General features: G+C 64.8%; 14 protein-coding genes. 5 read left to right on the top strand and 9 right to left on the bottom strand.

Annotated features, from left to right (window positions below):
• The first annotated feature begins 74 nt into the window (after positions 1–74).
• Together shn_RS18875 and shn_RS18870 are read left to right on the top strand one after the other, a co-directional pair.
• Positions 75–731 (top strand): outer membrane lipoprotein carrier protein LolA, encoded by a 657-nt coding sequence (locus shn_RS18875; protein WP_084438343.1) that lies wholly within the window; start codon positions 75–77, stop codon positions 729–731.
• 94 nt (positions 732–825) lie between these two features.
• Positions 826–1,632: an exodeoxyribonuclease III gene (locus shn_RS18870; protein ID WP_064331790.1), complete on the top strand. Its 807-nt coding sequence runs from the start codon at positions 826–828 to the stop codon at positions 1,630–1,632.
• A gap of 187 nt (positions 1,633–1,819) precedes the next feature.
• On the opposite strand, the gene shn_RS18865 is transcribed toward shn_RS18870, so the two are convergent.
• Together shn_RS18865 and shn_RS18860 are read right to left on the bottom strand one after the other, a co-directional pair.
• Positions 1,820–2,275 (bottom strand): cyclic nucleotide-binding domain-containing protein, encoded by a 456-nt coding sequence (locus shn_RS18865; protein WP_064331789.1) that lies wholly within the window; start codon positions 2,273–2,275, stop codon positions 1,820–1,822.
• A 70-nt stretch (positions 2,276–2,345) separates the two neighbouring features.
• Complete coding sequence (locus shn_RS18860; protein ID WP_024271121.1) at positions 2,346–3,029, bottom strand: response regulator transcription factor; 684 nt, start codon at positions 3,027–3,029, stop codon at positions 2,346–2,348.
• A gap of 110 nt (positions 3,030–3,139) precedes the next feature.
• Between shn_RS18860 and shn_RS18855 the strand changes: the two genes are divergently transcribed.
• A complete protein-coding gene (locus shn_RS18855; RefSeq protein WP_064331788.1) occupies positions 3,140–3,685 on the top strand; it encodes a L,D-transpeptidase in 546 nt (181 codons plus the stop codon).
• Positions 3,686–3,815: 130 nt separating this feature from the next.
• Positions 3,816–4,646: an aldo/keto reductase gene (locus shn_RS18850; protein WP_064331787.1), complete on the top strand. Its 831-nt coding sequence runs from the start codon at positions 3,816–3,818 to the stop codon at positions 4,644–4,646.
• 128 nt (positions 4,647–4,774) lie between these two features.
• Here shn_RS18850 and shn_RS18845 read toward each other — a convergent pair whose 3' ends face one another.
• The 5 genes from shn_RS18845 to rplS form a co-directional block, all read right to left on the bottom strand.
• A complete protein-coding gene (locus tag shn_RS18845) occupies positions 4,775–5,323 on the bottom strand; it encodes a histidine phosphatase family protein (RefSeq protein WP_064331786.1) in 549 nt (182 codons plus the stop codon).
• Between the two features lie 38 nt (positions 5,324–5,361).
• Positions 5,362–6,771 (bottom strand): 3-isopropylmalate dehydratase large subunit, encoded by a 1,410-nt coding sequence (leuC, locus tag shn_RS18840; protein WP_064331785.1) that lies wholly within the window; start codon positions 6,769–6,771, stop codon positions 5,362–5,364.
• Positions 6,772–7,039: 268 nt separating this feature from the next.
• The gene (locus tag shn_RS18835; protein ID WP_064331784.1) at positions 7,040–7,846 is read right to left on the bottom strand and encodes an amino acid ABC transporter permease; all 807 of its coding nucleotides are present in this window, start codon (positions 7,844–7,846) and stop codon (positions 7,040–7,042) included.
• 9 nt (positions 7,847–7,855) lie between these two features.
• Positions 7,856–8,653 carry a transporter substrate-binding domain-containing protein gene (locus shn_RS18830; protein WP_064331783.1) on the bottom strand — a complete coding sequence of 266 codons (798 nt, stop codon included), beginning with the start codon at positions 8,651–8,653 and terminating at the stop codon, positions 7,856–7,858.
• Positions 8,654–8,803: 150 nt separating this feature from the next.
• Positions 8,804–9,322 carry a 50S ribosomal protein L19 gene (gene rplS / locus shn_RS18825; RefSeq protein WP_064331782.1) on the bottom strand — a complete coding sequence of 173 codons (519 nt, stop codon included), beginning with the start codon at positions 9,320–9,322 and terminating at the stop codon, positions 8,804–8,806.
• Between the two features lie 405 nt (positions 9,323–9,727).
• On the opposite strand from rplS, the gene shn_RS18820 reads away from it, so the two are divergent.
• Complete coding sequence (locus shn_RS18820; RefSeq protein ID WP_064331781.1) at positions 9,728–10,474, top strand: sulfite exporter TauE/SafE family protein; 747 nt, start codon at positions 9,728–9,730, stop codon at positions 10,472–10,474.
• Here the strand turns inward: shn_RS18820 and trmD are convergent.
• Both trmD and rimM read right to left on the bottom strand, forming a co-directional pair.
• Positions 10,456–11,151 carry a tRNA (guanosine(37)-N1)-methyltransferase TrmD gene (gene trmD, locus shn_RS18815; RefSeq protein ID WP_064331780.1) on the bottom strand — a complete coding sequence of 232 codons (696 nt, stop codon included), beginning with the start codon at positions 11,149–11,151 and terminating at the stop codon, positions 10,456–10,458. The genes shn_RS18820 and trmD overlap by 19 nt on opposite strands.
• Before the next feature lies 1 nt (position 11,152).
• Complete coding sequence (gene rimM, locus shn_RS18810; protein ID WP_064331779.1) at positions 11,153–11,731, bottom strand: ribosome maturation factor RimM; 579 nt, start codon at positions 11,729–11,731, stop codon at positions 11,153–11,155.
• Between the last annotated feature and the right edge of the window lie 106 nt (positions 11,732–11,837).

The following is an 11,837-nucleotide window of genomic DNA, read 5'->3' as shown; positions in this document are numbered from 1 at the left end:
AGTCTCGCGTCAGGGCCGCATGCCATTATGGCGCCGCGTTTGGCCCGCATGAAGAACGCATGAAGGAGACCGACATGATCAGATCGGAAAACGGCCACGCGACCGGAACGCTGACCCGCCGTGGCTTCACCTGCCTGATGGCCTTCACGCTGGCCGCCGGCCTTTCGGCGCTCTCGCCCGTCGAGGCTTCGGCGCAGGCGAGCGGTGCGGCCCAGAAGATCGCCGATCACTTCGCCTCGGTGAAGACGATGATGGGCGAGTTCGTGCAGTTCGGCCCGCGCGGCGAGCAGACCGGCGGCAAGTTCTACATCTACCGTCCCGGCAAGATCCGCTTCAACTACGAGGAGCCTTCGCCGATGCGCGTCATCGCCGACGGCAAGGCCGTCGTCATCGGCAATCGCAAGCTGAAGACCTGGGATCTCTATCCGCTCTCCAAGACGCCGCTCAACCTGCTGCTCGGCGAGAGGATCGACCTTTCCGCCAAGATGGTGCGTAGCGTCAAGGAAGAATCGGACCTGACGACGATCGTGCTCGGCGACAGGAACATGTTCGGCGATTCGACCATCACCATGATGTTCGATCCCAAGACCTACGACCTGCGCCAGTGGACGATCACCGACGCGCAGGGCAAGGACACCTCCGTGATGATCTTCAACGTCAAGACCGGCGTGAAGCTCGACGACAAGGTCTTCTCCATTCCTTACGACGAAGTGCGCAACAAGGGCGGTTAATTCGGGCCTGAGGCCTTTTCCGGTTCGCCCTTCATGCGCTAAGACGCCCCGACCGGCCCGTGAAAACGGGCCGGGTGTTTTTGAGGGCGATGGCATGGCACTTTCGATTGCGACCTGGAACATCAACTCCGTGCGGCTGCGCATGCCGCTCGTCGAGCATTTCCTGAAGACCTTCTCGCCGGACATCCTGTGCCTGCAGGAAACCAAGTGTCCGAACGATCTCTTTCCGTCCAAGCCGCTGAAGGCGCTGGGCTACGAGCATATCGTCATGCACGGCCAGAAGGGCTATCACGGTGTCGCCACCATCTCCCGCCTGCCGCTGACCGAACTCGTCGAGCGGCGCGACTATTGCGGCGTCGGCGATGCGCGCCATGTCTCGGTGCTCTTCCACCATCGGAACAAATCGATCCGCCTGCACAATTTCTATGTGCCCGCCGGCGGCGACGAGCCGGACCGCACGATCAATCCGAAATTCGGCCACAAGCTGGATTTCATCGAGGAGATGAAGCTGCTGCACGCCGAGGCCGAGGCCGGCATTTCCTCGATCCTCGTCGGCGACCTCAACATCGCCCCGCTGGAGCACGACGTCTGGTCGCACAAGCAGCTCCTCAAGATCGTCAGCCACACGCCGATCGAGACGGAAGGCCTCATCGACGTCATGACCAAGGGCGCCTGGGTCGACCTCATGCGCCGCAAGGTGCCGGCCCATGAAAAGCTCTATACGTGGTGGAGCTACCGCTCGGCCGACTGGGTCGCCGCCAACAAGGGGCGCCGCCTCGATCATATCTGGTCCTCCGCCGACCTCGAGCCGCATCTCAGCAACATCGCGGTGATCCGCGAGGCGCGGGGCTGGGAACGGCCGTCCGACCATGTGCCGGTGATTGCGGAGTTCGATTTTTAAGGGATTTGCCCCTCACCCTGACCCTCTCCCCGCAGGCGGGGAGAGGGGACGTGCCCCGCGAACGGCTGCTGGTTGGGGAAAAGTGCGCGGCATATCTCCTTCGCCCCGTTTACGGGGAGAAGGTGGCCGGCAGGCCGGATGAGGGGTGAAACTGCGATTGCAGGTCCTTGTGCAGGAGCCTCTCGTCTCAGGCAAACCGCCCGGCGAGCCCGCGCATCTGGCTGATCATCGCCGAAAGGTTCTCGCGGATGCGCGCGTCCACGAGCACGGCAACGTCGGGATATTCCTCCAGCATGCGGCGGAAGAGCGGGCGGTTGATACGGATGACCTCGCTGTCTTCCGTCGCCACGGCCGTATATTTGCGCTCCACGGCGGAAATCATCGCGAGCTCGGAAAGCAGCGTGCCGGCGCCGGCCGTGCCTTCGTCGCGCGTCGTTCCGTCCCGGAGCGTCGAGGTGAGCCGGAACGCCCCGTAGGCGACGACGAAGCCGCAATCGGCCGAGGTGCCCTCGCGAAACAGCGTCTGTCCCTCCACCAGCCGCCGCCGCTCGGCGCCGAAGGCCATCAGCCGCAGCTTGTCGTCGGCAAGGCCGGCGAAGAGCGGCACGCGGGAAAGAAGGGCGATGTCGTCGCTGAGACCCACGGCGGGCGTTCCTCAAAAGCACGTCCAGGAAAAGTGTGAAGCGGTTTTCCGTCCGGAGTTGCGTGAAAAGCTAAGGTACGATCTTGTAACCGCCGTTCTCTGTCACGAGAATCTCCGCATTGGAAGGGTCCCGCTCGATCTTCTGGCGCAGACGATAGACATGGGTCTCCAGCGTGTGGGTCGTGACGCCGGAATTGTAGCCCCAGACCTCCTCCAGCAGCACGTCGCGCGTCACCACCTTCTGGTCGGCGCGGTAGAGATAGCGGATGATCGCCGCCTCCTTCTCCGTCAGGCGGATCTTCTGGCCGTTTTCCAGCGTCAGCAGCTTCTGGCCGGGCTTGAACGTATAGGGGCCGACGGTGAAGGTGGCGTCCTCGCTGCTCTCGTGCTGGCGAAGCTGGGCGCGGATGCGCGCGAGCAGCACGGCGAAGCGGAAGGGCTTCGTCACGTAATCGTTCGCGCCGGCCTCGAGGCCGAGGATCGTGTCCGAATCGGTGTCGTGTCCGGTCAGCATGATGATTGGCGCCTTGAAGCCGCCCTTGCGCAGCAGCTTCACGGCTTCGCGACCGTCCATGTCCGGCAGGCCGACATCCATGATCAGGAGGTCGATCTGATTGGCGCGGGCGGTCTGGATGCCCTTGCCGGCGGTGGTTTCCTCGAGCGTCGAGAACTCCTCGTAGAGCGAAAGCTGCTCGACGAGTGTCTCGCGCAGGTCGTTGTCGTCATCGACAAGAAGGATTGTGCGGGATGTCATGCTTTACCTCTCGGCATTCCTCTGGAAAGTAAGGGAATTGGGACTTTTGGCAAGCCCGCCCATGGCTTAGCCAGTCAGGTTACCACAAGGCGCGAATATGGCGGAGCAACATGAGCCGGATCACATCTGCTGAACATTGCGTGAAGACGATCCTGGTGCGCCCGGCACCGGGCAGGAAGACCCGCGCCATCGTCCAGGTCGGCCCCCTGCGCCTGCCCGCCGCCATCGGCCGCTCCGGGCGAACCAGCCGCAAGCGCGAGGGCGACGGCGCGACGCCGATCGCCGCCATGCCGCTTCTCTCCGGCTTCCTGCGCGGTGACCGGCTGGCCCAGCCGCAAAGCGCCCTGCCGCTCCGGCGCATCCGACCCACCATGCTGTGGTGCGACGCGCCGCAGCATCCGTCCTACAACCGTCTCGTGCGCGCGCCCTTCAAGCCGAGCCATGAGGAGATGCAGCGCAAGGACGCGCTCTACGACATCTGCCTGGTGCTCGACTGGAACGTGACCACGCGCCGCCGCCATGCCGGCTCGGCGATCTTCTTCCACCTCATCCGCCCCGGCTATGAGCCGACGGCCGGCTGCATCGCCCTTGCACGGCGCGACATGCTGCGCATCCTGCCGCATCTGCGGCGCGGCACGGTCGTGCGGGTGCTCTGAGGATTTTACCGAGGGAGGCTGACATGCGGCGATGCGGAACCTATATCAGCCTCGACCGTCGCCGGGCTTCAAGGCGCCACGGGAAACCCGCCCGGGTTCAAGCACGCCATTTTTTCACGGAGAGATTCTGATGAGCGATCAACCGACAATCCTGTTTCACGACGGCAACAGCATTCCCCAGGTCGGCCTCGGCGTCTGGCAGACCCCGAACGACACGGCCGTGACCGCGGTCAAGGCCGCGCTCGACGCCGGCTATCGCCATGTCGACACGGCCGCGATCTATGAGAACGAGGCTGGGGTCGGCGAGGGCATCCGCGCCTCCGGCATTGCCCGTTCGGAGATCTTTCTCACCACAAAGCTCTGGAATTCCGATCAGGGCTACGATGCGACGCTGAAGGCCTTTGACGCCAGCCTGAAGCGGCTCGGCACCGACTATGTCGATCTCTACCTCATCCACTGGCCGGCGCCGAAGCGCGACCAGTATGTCGATAGCTGGAAGGCCTTCATCCAGCTCCAGAAGGAAGGTCGCGCCCGCTCGATCGGCGTGTCCAACTTCTATCCGGAGCACCTGCAGCGCCTGATCGACGAGACCGGCATCACCCCGGTCATCAACCAGATCGAGCTGCACCCGGACTTCCCCCAGAAGGAGGCCCGCGCCTATCACGACAAGCACCGGATCGTCACCCAGTCCTGGAGCCCGCTCGGTCAGGGCACGCTCCTGGAAAACCCGGTCGTCGCCAGGGTCGCGGCAAAACACGGCCGCACGCCGGCACAGGTCATCACCCGCTGGCACATCGACAACGGGCTGGTGGTGATCCCGAAGTCCGTGACGCCGTCGCGCATCGCGGAGAATTTCAAGGTGTTCGACTTCAAGCTCGACGACGAGGACATGGCGACCTTCGCGAGCCTCGAAAAGGATGGCAAGCGCATCGGCCCCGATCCGATGACGGCGACGTTCTAAGCCAGCCAAACCGCAAAACTCCTCCGTCATCCTCGGGTCAAGCCCGAGGATGACGTGGAGGGTGGGGTGCCGAGCGTCGCTGATACGCGCTGATGGCTGCATTGGGGCGGCTTGGCCGCCCGTTTCGTCTATGGCAGCGTCTTCGGCGTCACGAAGCTTTCGAGCCGGCCTGCTCCCGGCGCAATGTCCGTCCATGTCTCGATGTCGAAAGCGATGACGGCGAGCCCCGCCGTCGGGAATTTTGTCCGTAGCCGCGCCAGCGCCGTTGCCTCGCCCTGTGGCGCGAGCAAGGCCGCCAGATCCTCGAAACCTGGATTGTGGCCGATGACGAGCAGCGTCTCGCTCTCCGCCGGTGCCTGCCGGATCGCCGTGAGGATGGCCGCCGGTTCGGCCTCGTAGATCGGCGCCACCGTGCGGGACGGGCAAGGCTTTGCGAGGGCCGGCGAGACGAGGGCCCAGGTTTCCTGCGTGCGCCGGGCGGAGGAGACCAGCGCGAAATCCGGGTCGAGGCCTTCCGATGCAATGTAGGCGCCCATGCGTGGGGCATCACGGCGGCCGCGGTCGGCGAGGGGGCGGGCGTGGTCTTCGACGCCCTCGGGCCAGGCGGACTTGGCGTGGCGGAGGAGGAGAAGGCGTTTCACGGGGATCTCTCCTTCAAACGAAAAGGCCGGGAGCATGCTCCCGGCCTTCTATCACGATGGCGATGATGCCGTGATCACTTCCAGTCGCGGATATCGACGAAGTGGCCGGCGATTGCAGCGGCCGCGGCCATGGCGGGCGAGACGAGATGCGTGCGGCCCTTGAAGCCCTGGCGGCCCTCGAAGTTGCGGTTCGAGGTGGAGGCGCAGCGCTCGCCCGGCTTCAGGCGGTCGTCGTTCATGGCAAGGCACATGGAGCAGCCCGGCTCGCGCCAGTCGAAGCCGGCGTCCTTGAAGATCCTGTCGAGGCCTTCGGCTTCCGCCTGCTCCTTCACGAGGCCGGAGCCCGGGACGATCATGGCGTCGACGGTCGAAGCGACCTTCCTGCCCTCGACGACGGCGGCGACGGCGCGCAGGTCCTCGATGCGGCCGTTGGTGCACGAGCCGATGAAGACGCGGTCGATGGCGATGTCGGTGATCTTCGTGCCCGGCTTCAGGCCCATATAGTCGAGTGCACGCCACTTGGAGGAGCGCTTGGTCTCGTCCTCGATATCGTCGGGGTTCGGCACGACGCCTTCGACGGAGACGACGTCCTCCGGCGAGGAGCCCCAGGAGACGATCGGCGGCAGGTTGGCGGCGTCGAGCACGACGACGCGGTCGAAATGCGCGCCTTCCTCGGTGTAGAGCGTCTTCCAGTAGTCCAGCGCCATCTCCAGCGCCTTGCCCTTGGGCGCGCGTGGCTTGTCCTTGATGTATTCGAAGGTGGTCTCGTCCGGCGCGATCAGGCCGGCGCGGGCGCCGCCTTCGATCGTCATGTTGCAGATCGTCATGCGGCCTTCCATCGACAGCGAACGGATCGCCTCGCCGGCGAACTCGATGACGTGGCCGGTGCCGCCGGCGGTGCCGATCTCGCCGATGATGGCAAGGATGATGTCCTTGGCCGTCACGCCTTCGGGAAGCTTCCCGTCGACGCGCACCAGCATGTTCTTCGCCTTCTTCTGGATCAGCGTCTGGGTGGCGAGAACATGCTCCACTTCGGAGGTGCCGATGCCATGCGCCAGCGCGCCGAACGCGCCGTGCGTGGAGGTGTGGCTGTCACCGCAGACGATGGTCATGCCCGGCAGGGTAAAGCCCTGCTCGGGGCCGACGATGTGCACGATGCCCTGGCGCACGTCCTTTTCGGAATAGTATTCCACGCCGAAATCGGCGGCGTTCTTGGCGAGCGCCTCGACCTGGATCCGGCTTTCCTCGTTCTTGATGCCCTGGTGGCGGTCCGGCGAGGTGGGAACGTTGTGGTCGACGACGGCGAGCGTCTTTTCCGGCGCGCGCACCTTGCGGCCGGCCATGCGCAGGCCCTCGAAGGCCTGCGGCGACGTCACTTCGTGAACGAGGTGACGGTCGATGTAGAGAAGACAGGTTCCGTCTTCCTGGCGGCTGACGATATGGTCGTCGAAAATCTTGTCATAGAGGGTACGGGGTGCGCTCATGGCTCTTCATCCGCTTGGCATGTTTAGGGTACAGGAATTTGGCGAGCCCGTGGCTCGCAGGATCGAGAGCGATCAGGATAGGCGGCTGATAAGCGCCCCGAAGACACGCGCAAAGAAGCGTGCCGGCAGGCGCTTGTGATCCTGCAGCACGACGACATGCCTTTCCGTGCATCCGAACTTGGATTCCATGCCCCGCATATAACGATTTTTTGACGGCACGGCAAGTTGGTGCGCGGCGACCGTCTGATCACCCGCGTGCGCGCAGGGATCATGTCCGTCGGAGACGTCTTTCCAGCGCCCGCAGGGCCAGGGAAAGGCCGATGGTCAGGATGAGGTAGACATAGGCGACGATGGAATAGGTCTCGAAAAAGCGGAACGAGCCCGACGCGTAGACCTTGCCCATCTGGGTGATGTCGGCGACGCCGAGCACGGAGACGAGCGAGGAATCCTTCACCATCGCCACGAAGTCATTGCCGAGCGGCGGCAGGATGACGCGCACGGCCTGCGGAAAGACGACGAGGCGGAAGCGCTGGAAGCGCGACAGGCCAAGCGCCTTCGCCGCCTCGATCTGCCCCTTGTCGACGGACTGGATGCCCGCGCGAAAGACCTCGGCGATGAAGGCGGAATAGCCGATCATCAGCGCGATGATCGCCCGCCACATCAGCGAGAGGTCGCGCACCTGCACAGGCTCCAGGTAGCCGGCGGCAAGGAGCGGGCCGATCGCGAAATTGATCACTGCCACCAGTGCCGGGGCGCCGACGAAGGCGATGTAGAAGAGCAGGACGAGCACCGGCACGCCCCGGATCACCTCCGTGTAGAAGCGCGCGATCTGGCGCAGCGCCTTGCTTTCGGAGAGCGCCATCAGGGCGACGGCGAGGCCGAGCAGGGTGGCGAGCAGGAAGGCGACGAGGGTCACGAAGATCGTCACCCACAGTCCCTTCAGCACGACGCTGAACACCTGCCTGTAGAGGTCATTGGCAATGATGATGCCGGCAAGCGCCAGCGCGATGACGCCGAGGGCGACCAGCCACCAGGGATAGTCGCCCTTCGCCGTATCAGGGGAAGCGGGAGCCATGGCTGCCCGTCACTCACCCATCTTGTAGTCGAGGAACCACTTCTTGTTGAGGCTTTCCAGCGTGCCGTCCGCCGTCAACGCCGCGATCGCCGCGTTGACAGGGGCGACGAGATCGGAGCCCTTCGGGAAGATGAAGCCGAAGTCCTCGGTGCCGAGCGGCCCGCCGACCACCTTGAGCTTGCCGCCCGAGGCATCGACATAGCCCTTGGCCGCGACGCTGTCGGTGAGCACCAGGTCGACGTCGCCGGCCTGCAGTGCCTGCACGGTCGCACCGAAGGTCTCGAACAGCTTGATGCGCGGGTTCTGCTCGTTGCCGTCGAGGATTTCATAGACGGCGGTGTAGAAGGGCGAGGTGCCGGGCTGGGCAGCGATCAGGCCATCGGTCAGCGCCGCGAAGGATTTTGCGTCGTTGAAGCGTTCCTCGTCCCCGCGCACCAGCATGAACTGCTGCGAACGCATGTAGGGGTCGGAGAAGTCGACCTTCTCCTTGCGGTCGTCCTTGATGGTGATGCCGGTCATGCCGATATTGTACTGGTTGTCGGAGACCGCCTGGATCATCGTGTCCCAACTGGCGTTCTGGTATTCGACCTTGAAGTTCAGCCGCTTGGCGATCTCGTTCATCGCGTCATATTCCCAGCCGATCTGCTCGCCCGACTTCGGATCGACGAACTGCAGCGGCGGATAGGCGTTCTCCGTGACGACGACGACGGTCTTGCCGCCGAGATCGGGCAGGTCCGCGGCGAAGGTGACAGCGGGCATGAGGGCGGCGGCGGCAAGGCCTGCGAGAACAGCGCGGCGGGAAAACATCAAAATATGCTCCTGAAATTGTGGCGGCGGAACACTCTCACAGGTTCAGGCAGGGAGGCAAGCACGGCGCTTGCGTGCAAAGGCTTTTCCGTAAAACAAAAAAGCCGTCGGCAAGGCCGACGGCTTCTTCGAATGGATGCGGCTGCCGGATTATTCGGCGGCAGCTTCCGCGGCCTTTGCGGCTTCGGCAGCTTCTGCTGCGGCCTTTTCAGCGGCGAGCGCCTGGGCGGCTGCCACCTTCTCGGCCTCGAGACGTGCCTTTTCCTCGGCAATGGCCTGGCGCTCGGCATCGTTCAGCTTGCGGGCGCGCGTGCCGGTGTTCTCGACGATACGAGCCGACTTGCCGCGGCGATCACGCAGGTAGTAGAGCTTGGCGCGGCGGACCTTACCGCGGCGCACGACGTCGACGCTTTCGACGAGCGGCGAGTAAACCGGGAAGACGCGCTCGACGCCTTCGCCGTAGGAGATCTTGCGAACGGTGAAGCTCTCGTTGAGGCCGCCGCCGGAACGGGCGATGCAGACGCCTTCATAGGCCTGGACGCGGGTACGCGAACCTTCCGTGACGCGCACGTTGACGCGGACGGTGTCGCCCGGGGAGAATTCCGGGAGGGTGCGCTTGGCTTCGATCTTCGCGGCCTGTTCGGCTTCGAGCTGCTGGATGATGTTCATCGGTCTAACCTTCTGGTTCTTCTGAAACAGCCAGAGCGCTCGACGGTCACCTTCTGGGCCATGGCCTCTAAGGTTAGTCCGTTGCCGGACGGAGCGGATTCGCCATTCTTTGATTGCAGGTCGGCGGGAGTAATCCCAAATCCGTGCGGGCCAATACACCAAACGAACCGGCTTGTCATCCCCTAAAGCGCATCGCGACCTTTCCGATGCCCTCCCTGCGCTTCAAAGCTTTGGTTTTGCGCATGCCGCTGTCGCAAAACCGCTGCGCGCTTTTGCGCGACATGCCGCAACGGCAAAAGATTCCGCGCCGGAAGGGCGGTTCTTCGGGCCTTGCCGCCCTTCCGGCGCCACGCTATCACGCGCTTGAGGAGGGCGCAGCCACAGCCGCCGTGCCGGGGGAGCATCATGACCGTTTTCGACGCCATCTTTCTGTTCATCGCGGGCTTCCTGTCGGGCGTGGTGAACGCCATCGCCGGCGGGGGTACGTTCCTGACCTTCGGCGCGATGACGCTGACCGGCCTGCCGCCGATCGTCGCCAACGCCACCTCCTCGATCACCCAGTTTCCCGGCTATGTCACCTCGACGCTCGCCTATGCCAAGGAAATCCGCGCCGACTGGAAGGAAGCGCTGCTGCTCGGCGCGCTGTCGCTTGTCGGCGGCCTTGCCGGGGCCATGCTGCTGCTCTCGCTCTCCAATCCCTCGTTTCGCGCGCTGGTGCCGTGGCTCCTGCTGGCGGCGACCGCGATCTTCGCGGCCGGACCCTATCTCAAGCCCAGGACGCTGAGCCCGGAAAAGCCGATCTCGCCGCTTGGCCTTGCCCTCCAGGGCATCACCTCGATCTATGGCGGCTTTTTTGGTGCGGGCATGGGCATCATGACGCTCGCCGTGCTGGGCCTCACCAAGGGCGGCGACTATCACCGGCTGAACGCGCTGAAGAATTTCGTTGCCGTCGTCATCGCGGCCATGGCGATCGTTGTCTTCGCCAGCGGCGGCGTGGTCGGCTGGCCGCAGGCGGCGGTCATGGTGCCGGCGGGCGCGATCGGCGGCTATGCCGGTGTCTGGGCGGCGCGGCGCGTGCCGCAGCCGGTCATCCGCGGCCTTGTGGTCGCGGTCGGCCTTGCGCTGACGGTCTATTATTTCGTGACGGGCTGAGCGGAGAGAAGATCGGGCCGACGCGCGCGCGTCAACTGTTCCGCCTCCTCGCGCCGCCATTTCTCGATCGCCGCGTGGTGGCCGGAGGTGAGCACGCCCGGGATCTCCATGCCTTCCCAGACCTGCGGGCGGGTATAGTGCGGGTGCTCCAGCAGTCCGCCCTCGAAGCTCTCATGCTCGCCCGAAAGCGCATTGCCCATGACGCCCGGCAGGATGCGCACCACGGCGTCGAGCAGGATCATCGCCGCGGGCTCGCCGCCGGAGAGGATGTAATCGCCGATCGAGACCTCTTCGAGCTGCCGCCCGTCGATGACGCGCTGGTCGACACCCTCGAAGCGGCCGCAGACGATGATGGCGCCGTTGCCTGCCGCCAGTTCCCGGACACGGGCCTGTGTCAACGGGCGGCCGCGCGGGCTCATCAGGAGGCGCGGGCGGCTGTCGCCTTCAGAGGCGTGGTCGATGGCGCGGGCAAGCACATCCGGCTTCAGCACCATGCCGGCGCCGCCGCCGGCTGGCGTGTCGTCCACTGTGCGGTGGCGATCGGTGGTGAAATCGCGGATCTGCACGCAGTCGAGCGCCCAGTCGCCGCGCGCGAGCGCCTTGCCGGAGAGCGACTGCCCGAGAAATCCCGGGAACATCTCCGGATAGAGCGTCAGGATGGTGGCGCGGAAAGCCACGTCACTCTCCGCCGTCTTCTTGCGGCGGACGGCGGCGCCGGCTGCCCGGGCCGTCGTTCCCGTCATCCTCCAGGCCGGCGGCGACGGCGTCGATCAGAAGGCGCCCGCCTTCGAGGTCGATCTCCAGCACGGCCGCTTCGGAGAAGGGAATGAGCACGGGCCGCTTGCCGGGCCCCTTGAGTTCGAGAAGGTCGCCAGCGCCGAAATCGAAGATACCCGTCACCTTGCCGTGGCTGCGGCCGTCGGTATCGACGGCTTCCAGCCCTTCGAGGTCGGCATAGAAGAACTCGTCCTCGTCCAGTTCCTCGTCCGGCAGGTTGTCGCGCTCGATATAGAGATCGGTGCCGGTGAGCGCCTCGGCGGCATTGCGGTCGTTGACGCCGCGAAAGCGCACCACGACGACATTCTTCGCCTCGCGCACTTCGAGCACCTCGAAGGACCGGCCGTCCTCGGTGTGGAGATGGCCATAGTCGCCGATCGCCGTCGGGTCGATCGTATAGGATTTCACGCGGACCTCGCCGCGCAGGCCCTGTGCCGCGCCGACGGTGCCCATGAGGACGGGATTTTCCAGTTTCGCCATGGTTCGGTTCCGTGTGTATGGGACGCCTAGGCTTTATTACGTTCGCGCCACGGCTCCAAATGAAAACGGGCGGCATGAAACACGCCGCCCGCCAGCTTGATGACAA

This window comes from Shinella sp. HZN7 (genome assembly GCF_001652565.1).
In the GTDB taxonomy this organism is placed as follows: Bacteria; Pseudomonadota; Alphaproteobacteria; order Rhizobiales; family Rhizobiaceae; genus Shinella; species Shinella granuli.
Note: the sequence above shows the minus strand (reverse complement) of the source record. Positions and strands in the feature narration are given on the sequence as shown.